Genomic DNA, 26,036 nt, shown 5'->3' with positions numbered 1-26,036 from the left:
GCAGATGCTTGCGCGATCCACTTCCCGCCATGCTAAACGAAAAGGCATGGGGTACGGCCCCGTCGCCAGAGGACAAACATGACCGATTTTGAAAAACCCGCCAATGAAGCCGACCAGCGCAGGATTCTCGAGACCCTGCGTCTTGTCAAAGACGAGGCAGGCACATCGAATGTTCTGAGCTTTGCGTCGCTCGAAGGGATCGCCCTGCGTGACGGTCACGCCCATGTGTCGCTTGCGACATCGCGTGAGGATGCTGCCCGTATCGAACCAATGCGTCCCCGTGTCGAGGCGGCTCTTGCCAGTCTGCCCGGCATTACCCGTGCCACCATCATTCTGACCGCGCATCGTGCCCCGGGCAAGGCGGCGCCCCAGCCACAGGGGCATCGCCCCTTCCAGCTCGAACAGCCCGCCAACAGCCCCGGTCATCCTCAGCCGACGCGGCCGGATGGCAAGGCCCTGCCACAGGTGCGTGCCATCATTGCCGTGGCCTCCGGCAAGGGCGGTGTCGGCAAATCGACCACTGCCGTCAATCTGGCGGCGGGGCTTGCCAAGCTCGGTCTGCGCACCGGCATGCTGGATGCCGATATCTACGGTCCCTCCCTGCCGCGCATGCTTGGCCATTCCGCCAAACCGGCGCTTGAAAATGGCAAGATCATTCCTGTCGAGGCCTGGGGCATGCATGCCATGTCGATCGGCTTCCTGGTGGACGAGCAGCAGGCCATGATCTGGCGTGGCCCCATGGTGATGGGCGCCATTGGCCAGTTCCTCGCCGATGTGGCCTGGCCCGCTCTCGATGTGCTGGTGATCGACATGCCGCCCGGCACGGGTGATGCGCAGCTGACCATCGCACAGAAGCTCAGCCTGCGCGGCGCCGTGATTGTCTCGACCCCGCAGGATATCGCCCTGCTTGATGCCCGTCGCGGCCTGACCATGTTCGAGCGAATGAACGTGCCGCTTCTCGGTGTGGTCGAGAACATGTCCTATTTCTGCTGCCCGAACTGCAATCACCGTACCGAGCTATTCGGCCATGGCGGTGCGCGTGAGGAAGCCGAGAAAGCCAATGTGCCGTTCCTTGGGGAAATTCCGCTTCTGGCCGATATTCGCATGAGCGCCGATGCGGGCACGCCGATCATTCTCTCAGCCCCGGAAAGCGAGGCGGCACAGGCCTATACCCGTCTTGCCCGCGCGGTTGCCGACAGTCTGCGTCTGGAACCCGGCGCATGACGCGTCTCACGCTCGCGCTGTTCGTTGCCAGTGTCGCTCTCTCCGGCTGTGGCCCTCGCAAGGTCGCTCATCACGGCTATGCCGCTGACGGCTATGGGGTGATCGACAATTCCCCCCATCTCCCCCCGCCGGATACACTGTGGAAACCGGCATCGACAGCGCCCTGAGAGACAGGCGGGGCGCTGCCCCGCCCCCCGCCAAAGGACAGTCGTCCTTTGGAAACCTGACTGATCAAAGCAGGGATCGAAAGGGCAAGCCCCTTCGCGGGTTCAGGGCAGAGCCCTGAGGACCCTTTACTTTCCCGAAGGCTTCGCCTGATTGCCCTGATCTTCCGTCACGGAGACGTCGCCGTTTACCGTGCGGTTGAGTACCGAGAATGAAACGGCGTCCATGGTCGTCACATCGACTTCATCGCCCATCTTCAGAGAAGAAAGAAGCGGCAGCAGAGCCTTCTGGTTGATGGTTGCCGTGCGGGTGACATCGGCATGATCGATGAACGTCACCTTATGGGCGGCAGCATCGACAGCCAGAATACGCACGCGCTGACGCTGGAATGAAATCAGCGTGCCGTGCGGATGACGCTTTGCGTATCCCTTGGCCGATGAGACCGTCGATTCAGGCAGGGGTGAGTCGGGTCGGGCGATATCAGCGGCCATTGTCTGGAAGAACTGCATGCTGATGCGGTCGCCCGCTTCCAGATGGGGCAGATCCTTGGCGCCTTTGGGGATCGTGACGTTCAGCAATCCACCCTTCTTGTCGCGAAGCAGGATGGTGCGTGTCTCATGATCCACGCTCTCTACGGTTGCGACCATTTTCTGATTGCCCGTGATGACAGCCTGAGCCGCGGCGTAAGGCGCCGTGACTGCCAGAGCGGGAGCCGACAGAAGAAGGGCAGTCAGTGCGGGGCGCAGAAAATGACGGGTCATGCGCGTTGTCCTCGAAACCATGGGAACGTTCTTGTCCTTCTTGGGTGTCAGTCAGAGCAGAATGATCGACTGTTCTGTCTTCTTGGCACGGGAGACCAAGAAACTCAGGTTGCCCTATGTTGGTCTTTCCGGAAAGGGGTTGTCAGCCTCGCCTTGCGCAATTGTCATGTGCGGCTGCCATGGCTGTCATTCGTGATGGTCAGCCCGATGAGGCAGGAGTGAGGCCCCGGTGCAACCGATGCAGATGAAACGCGACTTTTGCCGCACGACAGACGTGACATCCGCCTCATTTTGATGTGGAAACGAGCCATGGCTCGTCTCTCCATTCCCGGCGTCTGCGGACGCGGTCTTCTGCTCTTTTGCGTTTCCATCACGGCTGCTGGCTCTGCCCGTGCCGAACAGGCCGTGACGAAACCGGCATCGACAGCGCCTGTGCGCAAGGCACCTCATACGCCGGGGCAGCATCAGGCGGGATCAACGGGAAAAGGCCGGACACCGGATGAGCGCATCACAGTGCGGGGGCGTCAGGCCGCCGGAATGCTGGCGGAATATGGTAGCAAGGAAGCTGCCCTCGGGCCGCTCGGCACACGCGATCTGCTGGATACGCCCTTCTCGATCATGACCGTGCCGCGGGATGTGATCGTGAACCAGCAATCGCGCAACGCGAATGATCTGGCGCAATATATGCCATCGGTGCAGCTCGAAATGCGCGGCGACCCCAATACGAGCCGGCCGCAATCGCGTGGCTTCGAGGCGGATGTCATTTCCAACTCGCGTCTCGATGGGCTGAACATGGTCATCACCACGCCCTATGCCGCCGAGCAGTTCGACTCGCTTCAGGTGCTCAATGGCCTCTCGGGTGCGCTCTACGGGCCGCAGAACCCGGCGGGCACTTTCGACTACACCCTCAACCGACCGACCGATCGGCAGCGTGAGCATCTGGCTTTTGGTGTCGATTCGACCAGCGCACCATTCGAGTCACTCGATGCGTCTGGTCGGGTGGGGCGCAATAAATGGTTCGGCTATCGGGTGACCATGCTGAACCAGTCCGGCGGCACCTATGCGCCCGGTACGCATCTTCGCCGGGGGCTCATTTCCGGAGCCTTCGATTTCAGGATCGATCCCAGGACAACGCTTCTGATCGATGCCAGCCAGTACAGCTATGCCCAGCGCGGCTATGCTGGCGGCTTCTCCTACGCTACGGGTCTTGCCCTGCCTGCAGCACCCGATCTGTCCCGACGCGGCTATGGACAGGATTTCGCAGGATATAACGCCTCGACCAACACCGCGCTGGCCAAACTCACTCATCGTTTCAACGAGGACTGGTCGGTAACGCTTGGCGGGCTGTATCAGGACGCTTGGCGCAATGTGTTTTCCGTCACCAACACGCTGACGGACTCGGTGGGTCATTACCGGACCAGCATCGCCGCAGCGACAACAGCCAATGATTTCAAGGTCTGGTCGAATCTGGCCTATGTGAATGGCCGCTTCCATACGGGGCCTTTCGCTCATCAGATCCTGATCGGGTCAAATGGCTACAGCATGGGGACATTCAACCCGACCCAGGGCCAGAGCGCCGTTCTGGGTACGGCGCGCATCGGGGCTCCTGTCGTGTTTTCAGGAACCCAGCCCTATTTTTCGGGCCGGTATCAATCAGCCTCCATCATGTCGCAATCGCTGCTGGCAGGCGACACGATCGCACTGACACGGCACTGGTCCGTCATGGGGACGCTGGCCTGGAGCTGGCTCGATACGACAAGCGGCAATACCCAAGGTGTCACGACGGCACGCTACAGCGTCGGGCCGGTCTTCACGCCCACGACCAGTCTGATCTATCGCGCAGACAGCCGGACCAGTCTCCATGCAACATGGGGGCGGGCTGTTCAGGCAGGGCCGGTGGCCCCTGCCACCAGCACGAATGCCAATGAGGTGCTCTCGCCTCTGCGCTCTGAAGAATATGAAATTGGCATCAAATATCGCCCGCTGCCGGATCTGATGGTGAGTGCCGCCGGGTTTCGTATGACACGCGGCTTTGCTTTCACAGATCCGACGACAGGCGTCTATCGTGAGGCAGGGCAGCAGCGCAATTACGGTGTTGAGGGGCAGGTTGCCGGAAAGCTGGGCAGAGCGCTCAGCCTGTTTGGTGGCGTCACCTGGCTGGATGCCCAGACGGGCGCAACGGGCCAGAGTCTTACCGCCCATAAGCAGGTTGTGGGTGTGGCGCCGGTTCAGGCCAGCATGCTGCTCGATTATCATGCGTCATGGATGCGGGGTGGGGCCGTAAATGCCAGCGTCCATGTAATGGGCCGGCGTGCAGCCGATGTCGAAAACCGTCAGTTCGCTGCGGGCTTTACGACGCTCGATCTGGGCGCCCGTTACGGCTTTCATCTGTATCGCGTGCCGGTCGTGGTGAGGTTCGGCGTGACGAATGTGACAGACAAGCGCTACTGGGCGTCTGTTTATCCCAGTTCGATCAATGGTGCGGCGACTGCCACGAACTCAGCGGTGGCCGGGTTGCCCCGGACCTATCACGCAACGACCGAAATCGATTTCTGATCGCATGCTTCTGAAGCAGTAGCGGGGCTTGGTTCCACAAGTGGTTCGGGAGACCAGCCCTGTACGGTGTCGTTGTTCTGTCTGAGTGCGGCGGCGCCCTGAGCGACAGCAGCCCAGGCGGCGTTGGCCAGTGCCTTGCGGCTGGGAAAATCTTCCGGTGCCAGCGGGGGATGCATCAGGATGGTGGCGCGCTTGTTGCGTTTCTTCAGAAACTGCCAGACATGCGGCCCGAGATCCATGTCGCCATACCAGGCAAAAACAGCGCGTTTCGTGCGATTGACCGGTAGCCCTTCCAGTCTGTCATAGACGAGGGAAATGGGCTGGATGAGCGGGGTGAGGCCGGGCGGGTATGACGGCATGTCGACAGGCAGGGCATTTTTCGGCAGGCGCGGCAATTTGGCGATGGCGAAAAACGTCGACATGAAGGGCAGGACGCGCGACCCGTCTGACGACGTGCCCTCAGGGAAAAGGATAAGATTATCGCCAGTGGCGAGGCGGGTGATCATTTCGTCCCGCTCGCGCCCTGTCGTGCTTCTGTTGCGGCTGACGAAAATCGTGCGCCCGATCTTGGAGACCAGTCCCATGATGGGCCAGCGCTCGATATCACCCTTGGCGACGAAGACAGAATAGATCTTGGTGCCCAGAACAGGGATATCGAGCCAGGAAGAATGATTGGCCACGTAGATGACCGGACGCTCGCCACGGTCGCGACCTTTTTGTCCACCAACCGTGCCGACGGGGCGGCCGATCATCTTGATGTCCAGATCGAGCAGCTTGCACAGCACGCCCCAGATCACGCGTGTCCAGCGTATTTTCAACACGCCGGGAATGGGCAGGAGAAGCGCTTCGAACCCTACCGAAAGCGGCACCCAGACCACAACGCCAGCCAGACGCAGGCTCGCGCAAAGGGCTTCGATCTTTCCATGGACACGACCGGACGACGTGCAGTTGGCGCTCTCTTCAAGAACAGGACGCGACTTGCTGCGTATAGGGGCGCTGTCTGAAGCATGGCCCCGTCGCGGCAGCAATCCGGCGAGCCGGTTTCGGAAGAGATCTGCACTCATGCATCGTTCAATACTGTCATGATGCAAGTGTGACAATCGTCGTGCCAAACCTATGGGCGCGAATGGTGGGGCGTAGCGCCTCTCAATATGGTGGACCAGCGCACGCCAAACACACGCAAATCGCTCGTTTCTGCTCGCCGCGTCAGCGTTTCACGTGAAACATCGCCGCCATCGTCAGGGAAGATAACATATTGTTCACAACGCTCTGATGTGCCCGGATGCGACGTTGAGGCGTAGAGATGCGAAAGAAAGGAATAAACAATATGGCTGGCCTTGGTGATTTTCCCGGTCTTCCCCCGATCAATCCGAAGCTCAAACCCAACTGGTTTATCGGTATCGGTGTGGTGCTGCTCATTCTGGGAGGCATTGCCTTTGTCGATACCGTGGTGACGACTCTGGCGAGCATCATTGTTATCGGGTTTCTGCTGATTTTCTCGGGTGTGGCCTATCTTGCCCAGAGCTTTGCCCATCGCGATGTTGAAGGCTCGCGCTTCTGGATCACAGCGTTGATGGGCTTTCTCTATGTTCTGGGCGGCATTCTGCTCATTCAGGAACCTGCAACCGGGTCTGTGTTCCTCACGGCTTTTCTGGCTGGCTGTCTCATGGCGTCGGGTGTCATGCGCGCTCTCTGGGCGGCGGGTCACCGTTACGTGGCCAATTGGTGGACGCTGATCCTGAGTGCTGTCGTGGCGCTTCTGACGGGCGTTCTGATTTTCGTGACGCTGCCCTGGTCCGGGCTCTGGCTGATCGGGACCTTTATCGCCATCGAACTGATCTTTGGCGGTATTTCGGCTCTGTCTTTCGGTCTGTCGCTCAGGAACGCCGGGAAATGATACCGAGCGGCTGTGTGATGCAGCCGCCTGGTCAGGTAATGAAAAGGGGGCGGTGAACGCCCCCTTTTTTATGAGCCGCGTACGGCCCTGGCGATGGTGGCAAGCTGGCCGAGAACGGCAGGCACAGTGTCATCAGTGGCCTTGCCGTCTTCAAGAGTGGTGGCGAGGGTCGCGATAAGTGCCGATGCCACGACAGCCGCGTCTCCTACCGAGGCGGCTTGGGCTGCTTGCTCCGGTGTGCGTATGCCAAACCCGATGGCGACAGGCAGGGGGCTTACGGCGCGCAGGCGGGGCAGGGCTGCTGCCAGTTCATCGCCGCTCGCTGTACGCGTGCCTGTGATGCCCGTGATGCTCACATAATAGATGAAGCCCGAGGCCGTATCGAGCAGATAGGGCAGACGCTCATCGGGTGTGTTGGGGGCCACGAGCTGGATGATATCGAGCCCGTTTTTCTGCGCATCGTCAGAGAGCAGATCGCTCTCTTCCTTGGGGAGGTCGACGATGATCAGGCCATCGACCCCTGCCTGCGCGGCATCTGTGCAGAAACGCGCCGGGCCATAGCTGTCGATCGGGTTGAGGTAGCCCATCAGGATGATAGGGGTCTCGTTGTCGCTTTCACGGAAGGCACGCACCATGGCAAGCACACCGGCAAGCGTTGCCCCTGCCTTGAGGCCACGCAGCGCGGCGGCCTGGATGGTCGGGCCATCGGCCGAAGGATCAGAGAACGGGACGCCGATTTCGATCAGATCGGCACCTGCGCCCGGCATGCCCTTGAGCAGGGCGAGAGAGGTTTCGAGGTCGGGATCATAGGCCTGAAGATAGGGAATGAGCGCGCCGCGCCCTTCGGCCTTGAGGGATTCGAAACGGGCCTTGATACGACTCACAGCGACACTCCCAGATGTTCGGCGACGGTGAAGATGTCCTTGTCGCCGCGGCCGGAGAGGTTGAGAACAATGATCTGATCCGGTGTCATGGTCGGGGCGATCTTCATCACCTGGGCCAGCCCGTGGGCACATTCCAGCGCAGGAATGATGCCTTCGGTACGGGTCAGAAGCTGGAAGGCGTCGAGCGCCTCCTTGTCGGTTACGCCGACATATTCCACGCGGCCGATATCGTTCAGCCAGGAATGCTCCGGCCCAATGCCCGGATAATCAAGGCCTGCGCTGATGGAGTGCGCCTCGGCAATCTGGCCGAATTCGTCCTGAAGCAGATAGGTGCGGTTGCCATGCAGCACGCCCGAGCGACCACGTGAAATCGAGGCTGCCGTCAGCCCGCTATCCAGACCATGGCCTGCCGCCTCGACACCGACCATCTTGACCGATTCATCGTCGAGGAAAGGATGGAACAGACCCATGGCGTTCGAGCCGCCACCGATCGCGGCCACCAGAATGTCAGGCAGACGGTTCTCGACCGCCAGAATCTGCTCGCGCGTTTCGATGCCGATGATCGATTGGAAATCGCGCACCATTTCCGGATAGGGGTGCGGCCCTGCGACCGTACCGACCAGGAAGTAAGTGTCATGCACATTGGCTACCCAGTCGCGCATGGCCTCGTTCATGGCGTCCTTCAGCGTGCCGGAACCTGCCGTAACAGGGTGCACCTCAGCGCCAAGAAGATGCATGCGGAATACATTTGGCTTTTGCCGCTCGACATCGACCGCGCCCATATAGACGGTGCATTTCAGACCGAACAGCGCACAGACGGTCGCCGTGGCCACGCCATGCTGGCCCGCACCGGTCTCGGCCACGATGCGCGTCTTGCCCATGCGTCGTGCCAGCAGGATCTGCCCCATGACGTTGTTGAGCTTGTGCGAGCCTGTATGATTCAGTTCTTCGCGCTTGAGATAGATCTTCGCGCCGCCGAGTTCCTCACTCAGGCGCTTCGCATGCCAGAGCGGGCTGGGGCGGCCGACATAGTCGCGGAAGTAGTAATCGAGTTCCTGCCGAAAGCTCGGATCGGCCTTGGCTGCCTGATAGGCATCGGCCAGATCCTGCACCAGAGGCATGAGGGTTTCAGCAACGAACTGGCCCCCGAACGTGCCGAAACGGCCGCGCTGATCGGGGGCGTTGCGCAGGCTGTTGAGACGGGGGGAGACTTCAGAACTCATGCGAATTGTCCTGTTTGAGGCATGGATCGACACGGCAAGCGGGTTTCTGCGATACCAGAGGGGCGGCATGACGTCCATTCCCGACCCGCAGGGGAAAGCTGTCTGAGCCGGAAAGGAAGGTTCGATGTTTCTAGCGCATCCTGTGGGGCGCCCTGTTCATGAGATCGTTGCCGCCGAAGATGCGAAAAACGTCTCCTGGCTCGATCTGATCGAACCGAGCGAAGACGAGATCAGGCTGGCAGAGGCCGTGACAGGGTTGAGCCTGCCACGCCGTGATGCGCTGGAGGAAATCGAGAGTTCATCACGCCATTACCGCAAGGGAGATGTCATCTATCTCTCGACGCCTCTTGTACGCATGATCGATGACCGGCTGACGACCTATCCTGTCGGTATGGTCGTCTCGCCCAACTGGCTGATCACACTGCGCTATGCGAGCTACACGGCCTTCGAGACCATGAGTCGCGATCTGGCGGCCAATGATGTCGATTTCGCCCTGTCGGATGTGCCCGAACTCGCCATTCACCTGCTTGAGACCATCGTCAATCGTCTGGCGGATATTCTCGAAAACGCCGGGCATACCCTCGATACGATTTCACGCACGGTCTTTGCCGACAAGCGCTCGCGCAGGCGCGTGCGCAATGCCGATGTGCTGCGCCAGACACTCAGGAAGCTGGGCGAGAGCGGCGATCTGACCTCGTCGATCAGGGAGAGTCTGCTGGGGGTGGATCGCATCGGGATGTTCCTCGGCGATGCGCGCTATTTCGAGTTTCGCGATACGCTGCAGACGCGGCTGCGCATCATGGGTCGCGACGTGGCCTCATTGAACGACTACGTGGCGCAGATGACGGTCAAGGTGCAGTTCCTGCTCGATGCGACGCTTGGCTTTATTAGTATCGACCAGAATGACGGCATGAAATTGCTGACCGTGGTGAGCTTCGTCGGTATTACCCCGACCCTGCTTGCGGGTATTTACGGTATGAATTTCAAGATCATGCCGGAACTCGAATGGCGCTACGGCTATTATTATGCGTTAGGCCTCATGGCTTTCTCGGTGCTGCTACCCCTGTTCATTTTCTGGCGCCGGGGATGGTTTGGAGATCGTTCATCGTGAACCGGTTCGCTCTGTCTGTTTCCCTTCTCGCATTGGCTTCGATTGCCCCTCAGGCTCTGGCTGGTCCCGTTACGCAGCCCACTACCCAGCAGGCCCAGGCGATGCTCGACAAGCTGGTGCAAGAGCCGCTGAAATTCGAAGGGGCGAGCGATTTCCCTCTCGGCTTCCGTCAGGCGCCTGGCTATCAGGGCAGGCAGCCAACCCGCGTGCTGATCGGCTATCATCTCGATGGATTGCAGATTACAGGTGAATTCGTTGCACTCGATGCCGAGAACCGCCCGCTCCAGGCCGCGCCGCTGACCGGCCATCTTCTGGAAGCGAGCCGGGGTGAAACAGCGGTAGCCTGTCGTGTCGACATCGCACTTCCCAGCACATTGCATCTCAGCGGCATGTGCGGCCCGGCCCTGATCTCGGGGGCCTATAGCGAAAAGGTGAAAGCCCAGCCGTTGATGTTTCTTCTGCCCGGCCTGGGGGAAGGTGCGAACAGCTCCGGTGAGTACCTGATGAAGCCCTGGCGCGGCTGAGCGGCACTATTGACAGAAAGCGTTATTTCTCATTAGACTGAGCAGCAAGAGCCGCATGCGTTCACTGCATCGCGGCCTCTCTCACAAGACCTTTCGTCTTCGCTCATCGTCGGGCCCGGTTCTGCGGCCCATCTGACGGGGCATTCTTTCGCGATCGATCATCTGTCACGGATACGGATTCCGTCTCCCGGGCAGTGGACTATAGCCCATCTAAGGCGCTTTTCATGCATCTTGCTGAACTCAAGAAAAAATCACCTGCCGATCTGCTGGCCTATGCTGAAGAGCTGCAGATCGAAAATGCGTCCTCAATGCGCAAGCAGGACATCATGTTCGCCATTCTCAAGACCCTGGCGGATAATGATCAGGCCATCTATGGCGAAGGCACGCTGGAAATCCTGTCTGACGGTTTCGGCTTTCTCCGCTCACCCGAGGCCAATTACCTTCCCGGCCCGGACGATATCTATATCTCTCCCGCCCAGGTGCGCCGCTTCGGCCTGCGCCCCGGTGACACGGTTGAGGGTCAGATCCGCGCGCCGCGCGATGGTGAGCGCTATTTCTCGCTGCTCAAGGTCAACTCGATCAATTTCGAAGAGCCTGACTCCGTTCGTCAGCGCATCAATTTCGACAATCTGACGCCGCTCTATCCCGAGCGTCGCCTGCGTATGGAAGTCGAGCAGGTCGGTGCCCCCGAGCCGCAGCCGACCGGCAAGGGCAAGAAAGACCAGCGCGACTACACGCCGCGCGTGATCGATCTCGTGGCTCCCATCGGTATGGGCCAGCGCGCCCTGATCGTGGCGCCGCCCCGCACAGGCAAGACCGTGATGCTGCAGAGCATCGCCTCGTCGATCAGTGCCAATCATCCTGACGTCTTCCTGATCGTTCTTCTCATCGACGAGCGCCCTGAAGAAGTGACCGACATGGCCCGCTCGGTGCGTGGTGAAGTCGTGTCTTCCACCTTCGATGAGCCCGCGACCCGCCACGTTCAGGTGACTGAAATGGTGCTCGAAAAGGCCAAGCGTCTGGTCGAACACAAGCGTGACGTTGTGATCCTGCTCGACTCGATCACCCGTCTTGCTCGCGCCTACAACACCGTTGTGCCCTCGTCGGGCAAGGTGCTGACCGGCGGTGTCGATGCCAACGCCCTGCAGCGCCCCAAGCGCTTCTTCGGTGCGGCCCGTAACATCGAGGAGGGCGGCTCGCTCACCATCATCGCGACCGCGCTGATCGATACGGGCAGCCGCATGGACGAAGTCATCTTCGAAGAGTTCAAGGGTACGGGTAACTCCGAACTCATCCTTGATCGCAAGCTCGCCGACAAGCGTACCTTCCCGGCCATCGACATCACCAAGTCGGGCACACGTAAGGAAGAACTCCTTGTCGATCGCGCCATGCTGTCGAAAATGTGGGTGCTGCGTCGTATCCTGTCGCCGATGGGCACGATGGATGCGATGGACTTCCTGCTCGACAAGCTGAAATACAGCAAGACGAACCAGGATTTCTTCGACGCCATGAACAACTGATTTTCGGGTCAGTTCGTGACGGTCAAGCCGCCGGGTGCCTGTGGGTGCCCGGCGGTTTTTTTATGGGGCTTTGCCCCATTCCCCACCAAAGGGCCGTCGCCCTTTGGAAATTTTTAAATCGGGATGAAAGGGGTGTGCCCCTTCCGGGGGACGGGGCAGCGCCCCGTGAAGGCCACGTTAGAGCGCGCCCCCTTCCAGACGAAGCAGATAGCGTTTGTCGTCCAGTCCACCTTCACCGGAATAGCCCCCGAGATGGCCTTTGCCGAGCACACGATGGCAAGGGATCAGAATGGGGATGGGGTTATGCGCCATGGCGCCGCCGATAGAGCGGGCGGAGCCGCCAGCCCTGGCAGCCAGTTCGGCATAGCTGATGGTCTGCCCATAAGGAACGTCGCGCAGGGCCGCCCAGACCGCCTTGCGATAGGTGGTGCCCCAGGGCGCAAGTGGCAGGTCGAAACTTTCAGGCTCACCATCGAAATAGCGTTCCAGCATGGTCTGGGCGCGGGTAAGAAGGGGCGTCTTTTCCTGATCGCGTCCCCATCCCCAATCAAGGGCGACGATGGCGCCTTCATCCTCGCTGAGGGTGAGGGGACCGAGAGGAGAGTGCAAAGAGAGCTGGGGCATAGAAGGAATTCACATGGTTGACGCGATGGAAAGCCCGGCAGCGCGCAAGGGCGAAGTCATTTTCGCTTTGGCGACAGGGGCCGGACGGGCGGCGATCGCCATCATGCGCGCAAGTGGTCCCGGCGCTCAAGAGGTGCTGGCCGGGTTGTGTTCAGGCCGCCTTCCACTACCGCGACAGGCGAGCCTGCGGGCGCTGCGTCATGAGGGTGAGCATCTGGACGATGCCATGGTGCTCTGGTTGCCAGGCCCGCGTTCCTATACCGGTGAAGACGGATTCGAACTGCATCTTCATGCCGGGCCCGCGGTGATCGATCGTGTTGCCCTGGCTCTGACCGCACTCGGGGCGCGACCGGCCGAGGCGGGGGAGTTCACGCGTCGTGCGGTGCAGGCTGGCAGGCTCGATCTGCTTCAGGCAGAAGCCATCGGCGATCTGGTCGAGGCTGAAAGTGAAAGCCAGAGGCAGCAGGCGCTGGCCCAGGCGGATGGTGCGCTCAGCCGTCTATACGAAGGCTGGAGCGAGCGTCTGAAAATCCTGCTGGCGCATCAGGAGGCATTGATCGACTTCCCGGATGAGGATCTTCCGGACTCTGTCGAGCAGATGCTTGCGAACACACTTGATGATCTGCGCGCCGCACTGCGCGCCCATCTGGCGGATAAGCGCGGTGAGATCGTGCGGCGCGGTCTGACCGTTGTGATTGCGGGCGCGCCCAATGTCGGCAAGTCGAGCCTGCTCAATCATCTGGCTGGCTATGATGCGGCCATCGTGACGCATCGTGCCGGGACGACGCGCGACGTCATTGCCATTGACTGGCTTTTTCATGGCGTCCGCCTGCGCCTCGTCGACACGGCGGGGCTGCGTGAGACCGAAGACGAGATCGAGGCCGAAGGTATCAAGCGGGCGATGTTTCACGTGGAACATGCTGACCTCGTGCTGCACGTAATGGCGGGTGAAGCCGAAATGCCGTTGCGGCCTGATGCGCTTCTGGTGAGCAACAAGATCGATCTGCAGCCCGCCATCGAGGGTAGCCTGGGGCTGAGCGTGCATACAGGCGAGGGGATGCAGGCTTTCGAAGCGGCGCTTGCTGAACGCATCAAAGGGCTGACGGCTGGGGTGGGTGCCCCCCTGACCCGTGCGCGTCATAGAGCCGGGATTGAGGAAGCGCTGCTCTATCTCGATCAGGCGCGCAATGCCTCTTGGCCAGAAGTGAGGGGTGAGGCGCTGCGTCTGGCCATGCGCGCACTCGGGCGCCTGACGGGACAAGTTGATGTCGAGTCCCTGCTGGATGTGATATTTGGACAATTCTGCATTGGTAAATGAGGGCTGTGTGAACGAGTTTGATGTTGTCGTCATAGGCGGCGGACATGCGGGAAGTGAGGCGGCGGCAGCTTCGGCACGGTTCGGTGCGCGTACGCTTCTTCTGACCCAGAAACCCGAAATGATCGGCGCCATGTCGTGCAACCCGGCGATTGGCGGCATAGGCAAGGGCCACCTGGTGCGTGAAATCGACGCGCTTGACGGCCTCATGGGCCGTGCTGCCGACCGGGCGGGTATTCATTTCAAGCTGCTGAACCGCTCCAAGGGGCCTGCCGTGCACGGGCCGCGTGCGCAGGCCGACCGCTATCTTTATCGCAACGCCATTCAGGCGCTTCTTGCAGAGACGCCCAATCTGACCATCCTCGCCGGTGAGGTGGCTGATCTGGAGACTCGCGACGGTCGTGTCACGGGTGTCGTATGCGAGGATGGGCGGGTTTTCAGATGCGGCGCTGTGGTCGTCACCAGCGGCACGTTTCTGCGCGGGGTCATTCATATCGGCCATACACAGGAGCAGGCGGGGCGCATCGGTGAGCGCCCGGCAGCTCGTCTGGGTGAGCGGCTGGAGGCAATGGGCCTGCGTATGGGGCGCCTCAAGACCGGCACACCTGCGCGTATCGCACGAGACTCGATCGACTGGGAATCGCTCGCCGAAGACAAGGGTGATGCGCTGCCGGAGCCTTTCAGCCGCCTGACCGACAGGATCACGACCGATCAGTTGTCATGCCGCATCACCACCACCACGCCTGAAACGCATCAGATCATTCGCGATAATCTGGCGCTTTCGGCGCTCTATGGCGGAGCGATTGCAGGAAGGGGACCACGCTATTGTCCGTCGATCGAAGACAAGGTCGTGCGATTTGGCGAGAAGGATCGCCATCAGATCTTTCTCGAGCCTGAAGGGCTGCCAGGCAATCCGGGCGGCGATCTGGTCTATCCGAACGGGATCTCTACCAGCCTGCCCGCAGATATCCAGGCGCTGATGATCGCCTCCATTCCGGGGCTGGAAAAGGCGCGTATCGTCACGCCGGGCTATGCTGTGGAATATGATTATGTCGACCCGAGAGAGCTGGCGCCCAGCCTCGCTTTGACAGCCATGACAGGGCTCTATCTCGCAGGGCAGATCAACGGCACCACCGGCTATGAGGAGGCTGGTGCGCAGGGACTTTTGGCCGGGCTGAATGCCGCCCGTTTCGTGGCCGGGAATGCGCCTCTCATTCTTGGGCGCGATCAGGCCTATCTGGGGGTGATGCTCGACGATCTCACGCTTCAGGGGGTGTCCGAGCCCTATCGCATGTTCACATCGCGTGCCGAGTATCGTCTGAGCCTGCGCGCTGACAATGCCGATCTGCGTCTGACAGCACTGGGCAAGGCCATGGGCTGTGTCGGTGCGGAGCGGGCAGCAAAGCTTGAAGAAGACGAAAGCGCTATTGCTCAAGCGATGGAGCAGGCGCGTCAGGCTCTTCACGCGCCGCAGGATCTGGCAGCGCAGGGCATCACCGTATCTCAGGACGGAAGACGCCGTTCGCTGCTTGATGTGCTGTGCGGCCAGACTGAAGATGGGGCGGTCGAGCGTCTGGCGCCGTGGTTTGCGGCGTTGCCTCTGCGTGTGCGGCGGCATGTCGAGACTGAGGCCCGCTACGGTGGCTATCTGCAACGACAGGAGCGTGAGATCAGGCAGCTCGCCGGCGAGGCCCAGATCACCCTGCCGAGCGATCTCGATTATGCCCGCATCGGCGGGCTGAGCAGTGAAATGAAGGAGCGTCTTTCATTGGCAAGACCGGCCAATTTTGCTGCCGCGCAGCGTGTGCCGGGTGTGACACCTGCTGCCATGATTGCGCTTCTGGCTCATGTGAGGGCCGTGGCATGAATGGCGTTTCACGTGAAACCAGAGAGCGTCTGGAAGCCTTCGCAGCAATTCTCGAGAAATGGAATGCGCGCATCAATCTGGTGAGCCCGCGTGATATGCCCCATCTCTGGGAGCGTCACATCGAGGATTCTCTCAGGCTGGTGCCATATATCGCGCACGGTTCCCGCGTGATCGATCTCGGCTCCGGCGGCGGGTTCCCGGCGCTCATGATCGGAATCGCCTGCGACGCCGAGATGGTCATGGTCGAGTCAGACCAGCGCAAATGTGCCTTCCTGCGCGAGGCGTCGCGTGCCTGCGGTGTGAAAGCCCAGGTCGTGTCCAGGCGCATCGAGCAGGCAGAGGTTGCGCCTGCACCTTATGTGACGGCACGGGCTCTCGCCTCGCTCTCACAATTGCTGGAATGGAGCGCGCCATTTCTCCTGCCGGAGGGAAAAGCCCTGTTTTTGAAAGGGAAAAATCTGCCGGACGAGTTGACCGAAGCCGAACGGTGCTGGCACATGCAGCATAGAATTCTGGACAATCGCGCCGCCTCAGGGGGCGCCATCATCGAGATAAGCGATATCAGACGTGTCGACTAACGACACGGGCAAGAAGGCCCGTATCCTCGCCATCACCAACCAGAAGGGTGGTGTGGGCAAGACCACAACAGCAATCAATCTGGCCGCAGCGCTTGCCAGTACGCAACGCGTGCTGCTGGTCGATCTCGACCCGCAGGGCAATGCCTCGACCGGGCTGGGGGTTGATTACAATGCCCGCCAGATCGGCAGCTATGCCGCCCTGATGCAGGAGGCGCCGCCTGAAAAGCTGCCCCGTCCGACCGAGACGCCCAATCTCGATATCATCGTGGCGAATACCGATCTGGCCGGCGCCGAGATCGAACTGATCGGCAGCGAACGGCGCGAGTTTCGCATCCGTGAGGCGCTGGAAGCTCTCTCGGGTCGCTATGACGTCATTCTGATCGATTGTCCGCCAAGCCTCGGTCTGCTGACGCTCAACGCCCTTGTGGCGTCCGATGCCGTGCTGATTCCGCTGCAATGCGAGTTTTTCGCTCTTGAGGGGATCAGCCAGATCGTCCGCACGGTCGACCGCGTGCGCCGGGCGTTCAATGCCGATCTGCATGTGGCCGGTATCATTCTCACCATGTACGACCGGCGCAACAACCTGTCAGAACTGGTTGCCGCCGATGCGCGCAATTTCTTCGGTGAGCAGGTGCTTGAGACGCTGATACCGCGCAATATCAAGATATCCGAAGCGCAGAGCCATGGATGCTCTGTGCTCGAATATGATCGTCGCAGCAGCGGCGCCGCTGCCTATCTCGCTCTGGCGCAGGAAATTGCCGGACGTCTGGGTATCACCGAAAAGGAAGGGGCTCCGTCATGAGCAAGAAACCGGCTCCGCGCCTTGGGCGCGGTCTCGCGGCACTTCTCGGCGATCAGGCTATCGACATGCCCAGAGCGCAGTCTCCTAGCCATGAGAGCGCTCCCAATCCCTCCATGCTCGATGTCGATCTGCTGGCCCCCGGGCCGTTTCAGCCGCGTGTGGACATGGATGAGGGGCGTCTGAACGAGCTGGCAGATTCGATCCGCAGCCGCGGCGTTCTTCAGCCTATTCTGGTGCGGCCCGACCCCGACCAGAAAGGGCGCTACCAGATCATCGCGGGTGAACGCCGCTGGCGTGCGTCGCAGCGCGCCGGGCTGCATGAAGTGCCGGTGCATGTGCGTCTGCTGGATGATGCCGATGCCATGGCAGCCGCTCTGGTCGAAAATCTTCAGCGCGCCGATCTGAACGCGATCGAAGAGGCAGAGGGGCTGCAAAGGCTTCTGACGGATTATGCGCTGACGCAGGAAGAGCTGGCTGGTGCGGTGGGCAAATCACGCCCCCATATCGGCAACATCCTGCGCCTGTTGAACCTGCCTGAGGCGGTGCGTCAGAAGGTACGTGACGGGATGCTGAGCGCTGGGCATGCTCGCGCGCTTCTGGCCCATCCTGACCCCTGTGCGGCAGCCGATATCGTGATCGCTCGTGGGCTCAATGTGCGTCAGACCGAGGCTCTTGCCCGTCAGGCCCCGAAGGCCGAACAGGAAGTGATTAAGGCCCCGCGTGACAATGAGCTGGTGCGTCTCGAGCGCGACTTGGCCACGAAGCTGGGGCTCAAGGTCAAGATCGAGTTCAATGGCAAGGGTGGATCGCTGCGTCTCGACTATCGCAGCCTCGATCAGTTCGACACGCTGATGCGTCTGTTATCGCCGGAGAAAGCTTCCTGATAGTTACGGATGCGGAATGGTGCATTTTTCCTCTTGATGCCTGTTCCGCCCCCTGTTAGAAGCCACCTCACCGGAGCGGGGCTATGGGCACATAGCTCAGTTGGTAGAGCAGCTGACTCTTAATCAGCGGGTCCAAGGTTCGAGCCCTTGTGTGCCCACCATTGCCCCGCCGGTACCTTCCTTTACATTATGCACCCAACCAAAAGACCTTGATCTCCTGGTGATTATCGTTCTCGGGCGCGGTAGCGCTTTTGTGCCTGAGGCCCTGAAGCGGGTTTGCCTGAATTATGTGGGATTATGGCTACGCGCCGCCCCCAGAGGCTGTTCGGCGCCTCGGGCAGTATAGCTCTACCCTGCATGTCTCTCCTGTCGGGAGAAACACGATTCCGGACGTCATGACGCGTGACAGCACAGGGCGTCAAAACAAGCAGAGATTTTCAGAAGGAAACGCTGGCTGGGATGGGAGGGTTCGAACCTCCGATGGCGGAATCAAAATCCGCTGCCTTACCGCTTGGCTACATCCCAGTGCGTGTCAGGGCTTTTAGTCTGCCTCTCGGCAGACGTAAAGCCATTATGTTTCGAGTTCGAGTGAATGATCGGCGATGCCCGTATTGCGTGTTGCCTCTTCCATCAGGCGGTCGGGCGAGGGCTTGAGCGCGCCATAGCGCTCTGCCTTGTCCAGCGCCTGATCGAGCGCTGCCATGGTCTGGGAGAGATCGGGGCTTTCGTCCTTCTCCCAGGCGCGCAGGGCAAAGCCCCAGACGCCTACGAGCGCATTCAGACGCATCGCCCCGCCAAAACCGCTGCGGTCGATACCGCCGAGATCGGCCATCCAGCGCATGGTGTCGAGCGTTGCGGCGCCGAGAATGACGGCAAGCCCCGGTTCGGTCGGCAGGGCCTGCAGCACGGCGCGAATACCCTCGCGATATTGCTGGAAGACGTCAAAGCGACGCATGAAGAGGTCAAAAATACGCTCGCGTACAGAGCCGCCAAGACCATCATCCCGGAAAGCCGATTCATCGGCCAGTCGCCCCAGGCGAAGCAGCAATGTGTGACGGAAAGCAAAGCGGGCACGGACTTCATCGACAGCAAGTCCGGCTCGGTGCGCGGCCTCTACCAGCGAGAAACGATGCCAGCCCTTTTCAGCGGCGAGGGTGAAACCCGCCTCCAGAAGTGCGAGATCAAACTCTTCGCGATCGATATCCGTCATGAACCTGTCCCTGTCTTGAAGCGCCCGATAATAACCTATGGGCGCGTCGTGACAATCGAATGACAGGTTCAGAGGCCGGGTTTTCGTCTCAGGAAGCCATCTCTTCCGCTCGTGCCATGGCCTGGTCAACGGCCCTGGTCATGGTCTCGGGCCATGCTTCCGGTGCCATGAGGACATCAAGTGCCCTGGCAGTGACGCCATTGGGGCTCGTGACGTTCTTGCGCAGGGTCGCGCTCTCCTCGTCCGAGGCGGCAATCAGCGCGCCTGCCCCTGACACCGTACCGCGCGCGATGAGCCGTGCCGTTTCGGCAGGCAGGCCGACACGCAGGGCCTCCTTTTCCAGCAATTCGGCCAGAAGGAAGACATAGGCCGGGCCACATCCCGAGATTGGCGTCAGGGCTTCAAGCTGGGTTTCGCTCTCGACCCAGGCAACGTCGCCCACGGCCGAAAGCAGCGCCGTGCAGAGCGTACGTCCGTCCGCATCAAGATCCTGACTGACGACACCTGTCACGCCCTTGCCAATTGCCGCAGGCGTATTGGGCATGGCACGCACGATCTTCGTGCTGGCGGCGTCACCACAGGCGGCGCGCAGGCTGTCTATGGTGCGTGCAGCCAGCATGGAGATGATGATGGCGCCATCAAGGAACGGACGCAGCGACGCGAGCGCCTCTTCCATTCCGGCTGGCTTGACCGCCAGAATGATGATGTCGGGTTTGAAATCGGCAGGAATTTCACTTGCTGTGCGGGCCAGGCGATGAGGGGCAGGCGGGGCAGCGCAGCTGCGGTCGAGAATGACCGAAGGGGCGACGCCCTGTTCGAGCCAGCCCTGCCAGAGTGCGCCGCCCATCTTGCCGCAGCCGACGAGAAGTAGAGAAGGTAGGCTCATGCTTCACCCATACAGTCGAGCATGGCGGCTTCGAGGGCTTCTGCCGGCGTCTTGCCGCTCCAGAGTGTGAACTGGAAGGCGGGGTAGAACCGCTCGCATTCCGTAATGGCGATGTCGATCATGTCTTCCATGCTTTCTGCGGCAAGGCTGGTTGCACCGCGCAGCAGAACCGAGTGCCGGAAAACCGGCGTGCCGGTCTCGAGGTCGAGGCTGAAATGCCCGATCCAGAGACGCTCATTGGCGAGCGCGATGAGTTCGTACAGAGCCTTGCGGCGATTGGCGGGAGCCCGCAGGTCGAAGGTGCAGGTGAAGTTCATGGCCGCAATTTCGCGGGACCATGAAAAATACAATCCATAGTCGCACCATTTGCCCGGCGCTTCGGCGGCCATTTCCGATTCGGTACGGCGGTCGAACGCCCAGTCATGGCCGCAGACGATCTGCTCCATGACGTCGAGCGGATTGGTATCCTGATGCGAGGAGGAGGAGAAGGAAAGAGCAGGCATTCGGGACTCCCTGGGCCGGTGATGCGCGACGCGAGGCGGTGCGCATCATGATGTCTGCAAAGATATGAAAACCCGCGGAAATCAGACCGCGAATCGTCATATCAGGTCACGTTACGGATGCCCGGCCCCGGTTGCAAGGACGCAGATATCCGCAGAGTTCAAGAGTGCGATGAAGGGGCGGTAACGGCTTTTTCCAGATCGGCGAGACGCTCCTCGATACGGGCGAGGCGGTCATTGGCATCTTCCTGGGCCATGCGGGCGCGGGTGGCCAGCTCACGGGCCACGTCGAGCTCGTCGCGACGCACCAGATCGAGCGAGGAAAGCACTTCGTCGATACGGGCGCGCACGACGGCGTGCAGCTCTTCGCGCAGCCCGGTCAGGGCCGAAAACGCGCCTCCGGCTGCGCCTGCGAGATCATCGAAAAAACGGGGCCGGTCTGCCATGGCGGTTTCCTTGCTGTCCTGGCGTCCGGTCTGGCGACCGGGCGATTATGAGGCCCCCGTGCGTTCAGTCAGGGCCAAGCTGTGCCCAGACTGACTCTCACCTCTGCCAAGAGCAACGCAGGAGGCCCCGTCAGGGATGCCCGTGCTGCGTTTTTCTCCGGCTGGTGTGGCTTGGAGGTTGCGTTGCGGCGTCTTATACAGGTTCCATGATTATCGTCACCGGCGGCGCCGGATTTATTGGTTCGTGCCTGGTCGCTGCGCTCAAGGCGCGGGGCGAGGTTGTCGCGGTCGTGGACCGCCTTCGTGACCAGGGCAAATGGCGTAATCTTGCCAAGCATCCGCCCGATCTGCTGATCGATCCGGACGCGCTCGAGACGTTCCTGTCGAACTCGACCGAGATCACTGCCGTGTTTCACATGGGGGCGATCAGCAGCACCACGGCCCGTGATGGTGATCTGGTGTGGCGCACCAATGTCGAGCTGTCCGAAACCCTGCTCGACTGGTGTGCGGTGCGTGACGTGCCGTTCTTCTATGCGTCTTCGGCAGCCACTTACGGGGCGGCAGACAGACCCGAGCTCTTTTCCGATGCGCCTGACTCGTTGTCCGCGCTCAGACCCCTCAATCTTTATGGCTGGTCCAAGCATGTCTTTGACCAGCATCTCCAGGCCCGGATCGACTCGGGTGGTCTGATGCCGCGGCAATGGGCAGGGCTCAAATTCTTCAATGTCTATGGCCCCAACGAGTATCACAAGGGGTCGATGATCTCCGTCGTGAAGGTCAAATACGACGAGGTGATGCGCGGTGCACCGGCGAGGCTTTTCCGTTCTGACCGGCCAGATCTGGAAGATGGCGCTCAGGCGCGCGATTTCATCTGGGTAGGCGACCTGATTTCGGTCATGCTCTGGCTGCACGACCATCCGGCGGTCAGCGGGCTTTTCAATTGCGGCACGGGCACGGCCCGTACCTATGTCGATCTCGCCAATGCCGTATGCGATGCCGCGGGTGTGCCGCGCCGCATAGAGTTCATCGACATGCCCGAGTCTCTGCAGGGGCAATATCAATCCTATACCTGTGCCGACATGACCCGTCTGCGTGAAGCGGGCTATGATCGCCCCTTCACCTCGCTTGAAGACGGTATCACGCGCTATGTGCGCGATTATCTCGCGACGCCAGACCCCTATCTGTAAAGTTCCCCATGCAATCCCACCCGATCATCCTGCCCCAGTTCGATCCGATTGCCGTTCATCTGGGGCCACTGGCCGTGCATTGGTACGCGCTGGCCTATATCCTCTCGATCCTGATCGGGTGGAAAATCGCCATCCGGCTCTGCGGTCTGGCGCCGCGTGCTGCGACACGGGAACAGGTGGATGATTTCGCCTTCTGGGCCATGCTCGGCGTCGTGCTCGGGGGGCGGCTGGGATATATCCTGTTCTACAAGCCGGGTTTCTATCTCACCCATCCGCTCTCCATCCTTGAGGTCTGGCAGGGGGGAATGTCTTTCCATGGTGGTGCGCTGGGCGTCATTCTGGCGCTGGCCTGGTTCACCTGGCGCAACGGGCTCAGCTTTCTGTCTTTCTCCGACCGTATCACCATCATCGTGCCGCTCGGTCTTGGGCTCGGCCGCTGTGCGAACTTCATCAATGGTGAATTATGGGGACGCCCGGCGCCGGAATGGCTGCCTTGGGCGATGGTGTTTCCGACGGGCGGCCCTGTCGCGCGTCATCCCTCGCAGCTTTATGAGGCGCTGACTGAAGGGCTGCTGCTGCTTGCTGTCATGCTCGTTGTCGCAAGCCGCCCCTGGGCGCGCATGCGCTATGGCTTTCTCTCCGGTCTGTTCCTGTTCGGCTATGCGGTGGCGCGCAGCTTCTGCGAGCTTTTTCGCGAACCTGATGCGTTCATCGGCTTTCTGCCTTTCGGCGTGACGATGGGGCAGGTGCTCTGCATTCCGATGGCGCTGGCCGGGCTTTGGCTCATGGCCTACGGCATGCGTCACCCGCATCCGATCGAGGGAGAAAAGGTCGATGGCTGATCAGGCACCGCGTGGCTGGGTGCTGCAGGCAGATTCCCTGGCCTTTCTGCGTCATGGCTTCTTCACCCGATTGGGCGGCGTCTCGCCCAGCCCGTTCAATTCGCTCAACTGCTCCCTGGCCTCTGCCGACCGGCCGGAAAACATTGCCGAGAATCGTGGTCGGGTTGCGCGGTTTCTCGGGGTCGAAGCGCCCTCGCTGCTGGGGCTGACGCAGACCCATTCAGCCGATGTTGTGACCCTGACGCACGGAACGCCTGTCTGGCAGACTGGACGTGGCCCCAAGGCCGACGCGCTCGTGACCGATCGCGATGATCTGGCGCTTGGTGTCATCACCGCCGATTGCGGACCGGTTCTGTTTGCCAGTCCCGATGGGCATGTCGTGGGTGCAGCCCATGCAGGGTGGCGCGGAGCGGTCGGAGGCGTACTTGAGGCAACGCTTTCGGCCATGGCGGCTCTTGGTGCCGGCGATGTCGTGGCCAGTGTCGGGCCCTGCATCCGTCAGGAGAGTTACGAAGTCGGACCCGAGATGCGCGAAGCCGTGCTCGATACCTCTCCCGAGGCGGCCCATTTCTTCCTGGCCGCCCTGCGTGACGGACATTTTCTTTTCGATATGCCCGGCTATTGCCTTCACAGATTGCGTCGTGCCGGGCTGCGCCATGTTTCTGCGGTGGGGCTCGATACGCGTTTCGATGTCAGGCGCTTTTTCAGCCATCGTCGTCGCACCCTGGCCGGTGGTGGTGCGATTGGCCATCAGATTTCGGCCATCCGGGCAGGAGCACGGACATGAAGGGGGCTCTGAAAGCCTGTATCGGTCTGTTCAGCACGATGACCCTGCTGGCAGGATGCGTGGACATGCCGCATCCGTTTGGTGATCCCGGACCGGAAGGCCGTCGTCTGGCCCTGACCACGCCGCCGCCGCGTCTGGCCGTGCCGACCCCGCCTGATTCGTTGCTCGACAATACGGCCTCAGCGCTCTGGGCGAGAGAAGTCGCAGCCCAGCTGGTTGATCAGTCACTTCCTGCGGTGGCGCAGCCAGCGAAGCCCGGTGACTGGTGGCTCAAGCTCTCTGCGACCCTGCAGGGCAGCGACGTGACGCCGCATTATGTCGTGATGATGCCCAATGGCGAGGCGCGCGGCCACTGGGATGCGGCGCCTGTCCCGGCTTCCGTCTGGGCGCAGGGCGAAAAGCCTGTGCTATCCTCGCTGGCCGCCGCATCGGCACCGCAGGTCAGCGCGGTTCTGACCGGTATTCAGGCCGCGATGATGCAAGCTGACCCGCATAGCCTCAAGCGCCGCCCCGCCAAGGTGTATTTCAAAGGTGTAAAGGGCGCCCCCGGTGACGGGAATGTTTCGCTGGCGCGTGCTTTCACTGCGAGCTTCCCTGACAGGCATGACCAGTTGCAGAGCACGCCCAAGGACGCTGATTACAGCGTCGAGGCGATTGTGACCGTGAGCAATGGCCCTGCCGGTACGACTGGCCACCCCAGCCAGCATATCGAGATTTCATGGCGCACAGTGGCTGCCGACGGCAAGGAGGCGGGCGCTGCCACGCAGCTACATGATATCGATGCCCATTCACTGGATGGGCCTTGGGGGGATGTTGCCATGGCCGCAGCTTCCGAGGCAGCGGGTGGCGTGCATCAGATCATCACCAATTACTCGGGACGTGATCACAAGCCCTTGCCACCGGAAACGCCTGCGGCGAAAAAATAGCCCCCATTGCCATGCAGGTGCGGCAAAATGTCGCACAAGGCATTAACGCCCCCATGCGCTATAGCGCGCTTCAGCCAAGGCGCCGTATGGCGGTGACAATCCCGGCCGCAAGAGTGCCGGGCGTCGTGATACGGTAACGCTGAGAGGTCGCATCCTGAAGCTCGAGAAAGGGCGACACATCCAGATAGAGGGCCCTGTTTCCCGCAATAGAATCGATCATGCGCTGTGTGCCAAAAACATAGCCGTCATGATTGAGGACGATGAGCGTCTTGTTCTCGAAGAATGCCGCATTCATGAAAGCCGAGCCTGAAAAGCCGATGAAAACGGCGTGGCTATCCCAAAGAGCCATCTGCTCCTGCAATGAGAGACATTCAGGGTGACAGGATCTGATGCCGAAAGCCATCAGAAGGCTCGTCAGTTCGTCTTCTCCGTCATAACTGCGCGTGGGTGAACGGGTCAGATTGCGAGAGAGAAAGACTGGATATTTCTCAGGCGCTGTCCCACGGGAGCCAAGAATTTTTCTTCCCAGTTCCCGCATGAATGTGCCCCAGATTTCGTAGCAATGTGCGTTTTCGATAAAAGCTGGTTCGGCAACCATGATGTTTCTCATCATGGTATTTTCCGGGACATGAAAAATCTGCGTCTCGTTGATATTCAGAACCTCGAATATTCTGCTCATGAACGGGAGGTTTTGTTCTGAAACCCTGCGATTTGGGAAAACATATCCCGCGTAATGACGCTGCCATTTCTGAATATGCCAGAGACGCTGCAATGTGCTGGTGAGAAAATGACCAAAATGGTCGTGAAAATAGCCCAGCCAGAAGCAGTCTTCCGGTCCGTCACAGACAGGTGCATCAGGCGAGATCACCCGCGGAGCGTAAACATGATAATCGAAGGCGCCGGCAATATTTTCCCCTGCGCAATAAGTGGCGTTTTCAATCAGAATACCGCCAGGTGTATAAAGCGTGTGATGGCGTACGAGCGCGGCCTCATGATGGGAAAACGAAGGGTTTCCCGTCAGAACAAGTGACCTTCCAAACGTGTTTGGACAATGTGGGTCTTTTTCTTGTAGCATTATTCCGAATATTTATATTGAATTAATCGCTGTGGAAATAGAAAAACGCACGATAAAACGAACTATATTTTTATATGATATATAACTATTCTTCAATTCTAACAGTGTATATTTTAAGGTATTCGAGGTGTATGGAAATAATAAATATTATTCCAGAAATATTAATCAACTATCAAGAATTCTGTCATTTTCGGAGTGTGTTCAATATTTCATGAGCTTGTTTTTACCCTGAGGTATTTTCT

At 60.4% G+C, this 26,036-nt stretch carries 26 protein-coding genes and 2 tRNA genes; 17 read left to right on the top strand and 11 right to left on the bottom strand.

Going from position 1 to position 26,036, the window contains the following annotated elements; genetic code table 11:
* The first annotated feature begins 78 nt into the window (after window positions 1-78).
* Together AA105894_RS02915 and AA105894_RS02910 are read left to right on the top strand one after the other, a co-directional pair.
* Window positions 79-1,224 (top strand): Mrp/NBP35 family ATP-binding protein, encoded by a 1,146-nt coding sequence (locus AA105894_RS02915; RefSeq protein ID WP_267310416.1) that lies wholly within the window; start codon window positions 79-81, stop codon window positions 1,222-1,224.
* Window positions 1,221-1,391, top strand: coding sequence for a hypothetical protein (locus AA105894_RS02910; RefSeq protein WP_267310415.1), 171 nt, complete (start codon window positions 1,221-1,223; stop codon window positions 1,389-1,391). The genes AA105894_RS02915 and AA105894_RS02910 overlap by 4 nt, the downstream gene beginning before the upstream one ends.
* A 126-nt stretch (window positions 1,392-1,517) precedes the next feature.
* Here AA105894_RS02910 and AA105894_RS02905 read toward each other — a convergent pair whose 3' ends face one another.
* Window positions 1,518-2,150 (bottom strand): preprotein translocase subunit YajC, encoded by a 633-nt coding sequence (locus tag AA105894_RS02905; RefSeq protein WP_267310414.1) that lies wholly within the window; start codon window positions 2,148-2,150, stop codon window positions 1,518-1,520.
* A 309-nt stretch (window positions 2,151-2,459) separates the two neighbouring features.
* Here AA105894_RS02905 and AA105894_RS02900 point away from each other — a divergent pair, with 309 nt between their 5' ends.
* On the top strand, window positions 2,460-4,706 hold the full coding sequence (locus AA105894_RS02900; protein ID WP_267310413.1) for a TonB-dependent receptor: 2,247 nt from the start codon (window positions 2,460-2,462) through the stop codon (window positions 4,704-4,706).
* Here AA105894_RS02900 and AA105894_RS02895 read toward each other — a convergent pair.
* Window positions 4,679-5,770 carry a lysophospholipid acyltransferase family protein gene (locus AA105894_RS02895; protein WP_267310412.1) on the bottom strand — a complete coding sequence of 364 codons (1,092 nt, stop codon included), beginning with the start codon at window positions 5,768-5,770 and terminating at the stop codon, window positions 4,679-4,681. The genes AA105894_RS02900 and AA105894_RS02895 overlap by 28 nt on opposite strands.
* 263 nt (window positions 5,771-6,033) lie before the next feature.
* Here AA105894_RS02895 and AA105894_RS02890 point away from each other — a divergent pair, with 263 nt between their 5' ends.
* Window positions 6,034-6,603 (top strand): HdeD family acid-resistance protein, encoded by a 570-nt coding sequence (locus AA105894_RS02890; RefSeq protein ID WP_188427215.1) that lies wholly within the window; start codon window positions 6,034-6,036, stop codon window positions 6,601-6,603.
* Between the two features lie 68 nt (window positions 6,604-6,671).
* On the opposite strand, the gene trpA is transcribed toward AA105894_RS02890, so the two are convergent.
* Together trpA and trpB are read right to left on the bottom strand one after the other, a co-directional pair.
* Window positions 6,672-7,487: a tryptophan synthase subunit alpha gene (trpA, locus tag AA105894_RS02885; protein ID WP_267310411.1), complete on the bottom strand. Its 816-nt coding sequence runs from the start codon at window positions 7,485-7,487 to the stop codon at window positions 6,672-6,674.
* Window positions 7,484-8,710 (bottom strand): tryptophan synthase subunit beta, encoded by a 1,227-nt coding sequence (gene trpB, locus AA105894_RS02880; protein ID WP_267310410.1) that lies wholly within the window; start codon window positions 8,708-8,710, stop codon window positions 7,484-7,486. The genes trpA and trpB overlap by 4 nt, the downstream gene beginning before the upstream one ends.
* Before the next feature lie 124 nt (window positions 8,711-8,834).
* Here trpB and AA105894_RS02875 point away from each other — a divergent pair, with 124 nt between their 5' ends.
* From AA105894_RS02875 to rho, 3 genes are all read left to right on the top strand, one after another.
* Entirely contained in the window at window positions 8,835-9,821 is a 987-nt protein-coding gene (locus tag AA105894_RS02875) for a magnesium transporter CorA family protein (RefSeq protein ID WP_267310409.1), read from the top strand.
* Window positions 9,818-10,345 carry a hypothetical protein gene (locus AA105894_RS02870; RefSeq protein WP_267310408.1) on the top strand — a complete coding sequence of 176 codons (528 nt, stop codon included), beginning with the start codon at window positions 9,818-9,820 and terminating at the stop codon, window positions 10,343-10,345. The genes AA105894_RS02875 and AA105894_RS02870 overlap by 4 nt, the downstream gene beginning before the upstream one ends.
* Before the next feature lie 224 nt (window positions 10,346-10,569).
* Entirely contained in the window at window positions 10,570-11,865 is a 1,296-nt protein-coding gene (rho, locus tag AA105894_RS02865) for a transcription termination factor Rho (RefSeq protein ID WP_188427220.1), read from the top strand.
* 177 nt (window positions 11,866-12,042) lie between these two features.
* Here rho and AA105894_RS02860 read toward each other — a convergent pair whose 3' ends face one another.
* Window positions 12,043-12,489 carry a methylated-DNA--[protein]-cysteine S-methyltransferase gene (locus tag AA105894_RS02860; protein WP_267310407.1) on the bottom strand — a complete coding sequence of 149 codons (447 nt, stop codon included), beginning with the start codon at window positions 12,487-12,489 and terminating at the stop codon, window positions 12,043-12,045.
* Window positions 12,490-12,502: 13 nt separating this feature from the next.
* Here AA105894_RS02860 and mnmE point away from each other — a divergent pair, with 13 nt between their 5' ends.
* From mnmE to AA105894_RS02830, 6 genes are all read left to right on the top strand, one after another.
* Entirely contained in the window at window positions 12,503-13,807 is a 1,305-nt protein-coding gene (mnmE, locus tag AA105894_RS02855; RefSeq protein ID WP_267310406.1) for a tRNA uridine-5-carboxymethylaminomethyl(34) synthesis GTPase MnmE, read from the top strand.
* Window positions 13,808-13,814: 7 nt separating this feature from the next.
* Complete coding sequence (mnmG, locus tag AA105894_RS02850; protein ID WP_267310405.1) at window positions 13,815-15,671, top strand: tRNA uridine-5-carboxymethylaminomethyl(34) synthesis enzyme MnmG; 1,857 nt, start codon at window positions 13,815-13,817, stop codon at window positions 15,669-15,671.
* Window positions 15,668-16,249, top strand: coding sequence for a 16S rRNA (guanine(527)-N(7))-methyltransferase RsmG (gene rsmG, locus AA105894_RS02845; protein ID WP_267310404.1), 582 nt, complete (start codon window positions 15,668-15,670; stop codon window positions 16,247-16,249). The genes mnmG and rsmG overlap by 4 nt, the downstream gene beginning before the upstream one ends.
* Window positions 16,239-17,051: a ParA family protein gene (locus AA105894_RS02840; RefSeq protein WP_267310403.1), complete on the top strand. Its 813-nt coding sequence runs from the start codon at window positions 16,239-16,241 to the stop codon at window positions 17,049-17,051. Before rsmG ends, AA105894_RS02840 begins: the two co-directional genes overlap by 11 nt.
* Window positions 17,048-17,935: a ParB/RepB/Spo0J family partition protein gene (locus AA105894_RS02835; protein ID WP_267310402.1), complete on the top strand. Its 888-nt coding sequence runs from the start codon at window positions 17,048-17,050 to the stop codon at window positions 17,933-17,935. Before AA105894_RS02840 ends, AA105894_RS02835 begins: the two co-directional genes overlap by 4 nt.
* A gap of 85 nt (window positions 17,936-18,020) precedes the next feature.
* A tRNA-Lys gene (locus AA105894_RS02830) sits at window positions 18,021-18,096 on the top strand.
* A 290-nt stretch (window positions 18,097-18,386) separates the two neighbouring features.
* On the opposite strand, the gene AA105894_RS02825 is transcribed toward AA105894_RS02830, so the two are convergent.
* The 5 genes from AA105894_RS02825 to AA105894_RS02805 all read right to left on the bottom strand — a co-directional run bounded on the left by AA105894_RS02825 (window position 18,387) and on the right by AA105894_RS02805 (window position 20,977).
* Window positions 18,387-18,460, bottom strand: a tRNA-Gln gene (locus AA105894_RS02825).
* 46 nt (window positions 18,461-18,506) lie between these two features.
* Window positions 18,507-19,136 carry a TetR family transcriptional regulator gene (locus AA105894_RS02820; RefSeq protein WP_267310509.1) on the bottom strand — a complete coding sequence of 210 codons (630 nt, stop codon included), beginning with the start codon at window positions 19,134-19,136 and terminating at the stop codon, window positions 18,507-18,509.
* 97 nt (window positions 19,137-19,233) lie between these two features.
* Window positions 19,234-20,031 carry a pyrroline-5-carboxylate reductase gene (gene proC / locus AA105894_RS02815; RefSeq protein WP_267310401.1) on the bottom strand — a complete coding sequence of 266 codons (798 nt, stop codon included), beginning with the start codon at window positions 20,029-20,031 and terminating at the stop codon, window positions 19,234-19,236.
* Window positions 20,028-20,534 carry a type III secretion system chaperone family protein gene (locus tag AA105894_RS02810; RefSeq protein WP_188427227.1) on the bottom strand — a complete coding sequence of 169 codons (507 nt, stop codon included), beginning with the start codon at window positions 20,532-20,534 and terminating at the stop codon, window positions 20,028-20,030. The genes proC and AA105894_RS02810 overlap by 4 nt, the downstream gene beginning before the upstream one ends.
* Before the next feature lie 158 nt (window positions 20,535-20,692).
* Window positions 20,693-20,977 (bottom strand): accessory factor UbiK family protein, encoded by a 285-nt coding sequence (locus tag AA105894_RS02805; RefSeq protein WP_188427228.1) that lies wholly within the window; start codon window positions 20,975-20,977, stop codon window positions 20,693-20,695.
* Window positions 20,978-21,183: 206 nt separating this feature from the next.
* Between AA105894_RS02805 and rfaD the strand changes: the two genes are divergently transcribed.
* Genes rfaD through AA105894_RS02785 form a run of 4 tightly spaced genes read left to right on the top strand, consistent with a single transcriptional unit; the run spans window position 21,184 to window position 24,719 of the window.
* Window positions 21,184-22,164, top strand: coding sequence for an ADP-glyceromanno-heptose 6-epimerase (gene rfaD / locus AA105894_RS02800; RefSeq protein ID WP_267310400.1), 981 nt, complete (start codon window positions 21,184-21,186; stop codon window positions 22,162-22,164).
* A gap of 8 nt (window positions 22,165-22,172) precedes the next feature.
* Window positions 22,173-23,006 carry a prolipoprotein diacylglyceryl transferase gene (gene lgt / locus AA105894_RS02795; protein WP_267310399.1) on the top strand — a complete coding sequence of 278 codons (834 nt, stop codon included), beginning with the start codon at window positions 22,173-22,175 and terminating at the stop codon, window positions 23,004-23,006.
* Complete coding sequence (pgeF, locus tag AA105894_RS02790) at window positions 22,999-23,793, top strand: peptidoglycan editing factor PgeF (RefSeq protein ID WP_267310398.1); 795 nt, start codon at window positions 22,999-23,001, stop codon at window positions 23,791-23,793. The genes lgt and pgeF overlap by 8 nt, the downstream gene beginning before the upstream one ends.
* Window positions 23,790-24,719, top strand: coding sequence for a hypothetical protein (locus AA105894_RS02785; protein ID WP_267310397.1), 930 nt, complete (start codon window positions 23,790-23,792; stop codon window positions 24,717-24,719). The genes pgeF and AA105894_RS02785 overlap by 4 nt, the downstream gene beginning before the upstream one ends.
* Window positions 24,720-24,789: 70 nt before the next feature.
* Here AA105894_RS02785 and AA105894_RS02780 read toward each other — a convergent pair whose 3' ends face one another.
* Window positions 24,790-25,794, bottom strand: a complete 1,005-nt coding sequence (locus AA105894_RS02780) for a glycosyltransferase family 61 protein (RefSeq protein WP_267310396.1) — start codon at window positions 25,792-25,794, stop codon at window positions 24,790-24,792.
* Window positions 25,795-26,036 lie beyond the last annotated feature (242 nt).

Origin of the sequence: Asaia spathodeae NBRC 105894 (assembly GCF_025994195.1) — a bacterium.
GTDB classification, from domain to species: Bacteria; Pseudomonadota; Alphaproteobacteria; order Acetobacterales; family Acetobacteraceae; genus Asaia; species Asaia siamensis.
The sequence above is the reverse complement of the archived record's forward strand: the minus strand, read 5'-3'. Positions and strand labels throughout refer to the sequence as shown.

Coding starts and splice junctions, on each gene's coding strand:
- AA105894_RS02915 (WP_267310416.1), top strand. CDS start 79: ATGACCGATTTTGAAAAACCCGCCAATGAAGCCGACCAGCGCAGGATT.
- AA105894_RS02910 (WP_267310415.1), top strand. CDS start 1,221: ATGACGCGTCTCACGCTCGCGCTGTTCGTTGCCAGTGTCGCTCTCTCC.
- AA105894_RS02905 (WP_267310414.1), bottom strand. CDS start 2,150: ATGACCCGTCATTTTCTGCGCCCCGCACTGACTGCCCTTCTTCTGTCG.
- AA105894_RS02900 (WP_267310413.1), top strand. CDS start 2,460: ATGGCTCGTCTCTCCATTCCCGGCGTCTGCGGACGCGGTCTTCTGCTC.
- AA105894_RS02895 (WP_267310412.1), bottom strand. CDS start 5,770: ATGAGTGCAGATCTCTTCCGAAACCGGCTCGCCGGATTGCTGCCGCGA.
- AA105894_RS02890 (WP_188427215.1), top strand. CDS start 6,034: ATGGCTGGCCTTGGTGATTTTCCCGGTCTTCCCCCGATCAATCCGAAG.
- trpB (WP_267310410.1), bottom strand. CDS start 8,710: ATGAGTTCTGAAGTCTCCCCCCGTCTCAACAGCCTGCGCAACGCCCCC.
- AA105894_RS02875 (WP_267310409.1), top strand. CDS start 8,835: ATGTTTCTAGCGCATCCTGTGGGGCGCCCTGTTCATGAGATCGTTGCC.
- rho (WP_188427220.1), top strand. CDS start 10,570: ATGCATCTTGCTGAACTCAAGAAAAAATCACCTGCCGATCTGCTGGCC.
- AA105894_RS02860 (WP_267310407.1), bottom strand. CDS start 12,489: ATGCCCCAGCTCTCTTTGCACTCTCCTCTCGGTCCCCTCACCCTCAGC.
- mnmE (WP_267310406.1), top strand. CDS start 12,503: ATGGTTGACGCGATGGAAAGCCCGGCAGCGCGCAAGGGCGAAGTCATT.
- rsmG (WP_267310404.1), top strand. CDS start 15,668: ATGAATGGCGTTTCACGTGAAACCAGAGAGCGTCTGGAAGCCTTCGCA.
- AA105894_RS02835 (WP_267310402.1), top strand. CDS start 17,048: ATGAGCAAGAAACCGGCTCCGCGCCTTGGGCGCGGTCTCGCGGCACTT.
- proC (WP_267310401.1), bottom strand. CDS start 20,031: ATGAGCCTACCTTCTCTACTTCTCGTCGGCTGCGGCAAGATGGGCGGC.
- AA105894_RS02810 (WP_188427227.1), bottom strand. CDS start 20,534: ATGCCTGCTCTTTCCTTCTCCTCCTCCTCGCATCAGGATACCAATCCG.
- AA105894_RS02805 (WP_188427228.1), bottom strand. CDS start 20,977: ATGGCAGACCGGCCCCGTTTTTTCGATGATCTCGCAGGCGCAGCCGGA.
- rfaD (WP_267310400.1), top strand. CDS start 21,184: ATGATTATCGTCACCGGCGGCGCCGGATTTATTGGTTCGTGCCTGGTC.
- lgt (WP_267310399.1), top strand. CDS start 22,173: ATGCAATCCCACCCGATCATCCTGCCCCAGTTCGATCCGATTGCCGTT.
- pgeF (WP_267310398.1), top strand. CDS start 22,999: ATGGCTGATCAGGCACCGCGTGGCTGGGTGCTGCAGGCAGATTCCCTG.
- AA105894_RS02785 (WP_267310397.1), top strand. CDS start 23,790: ATGAAGGGGGCTCTGAAAGCCTGTATCGGTCTGTTCAGCACGATGACC.
- AA105894_RS02780 (WP_267310396.1), bottom strand. CDS start 25,794: ATGCTACAAGAAAAAGACCCACATTGTCCAAACACGTTTGGAAGGTCA.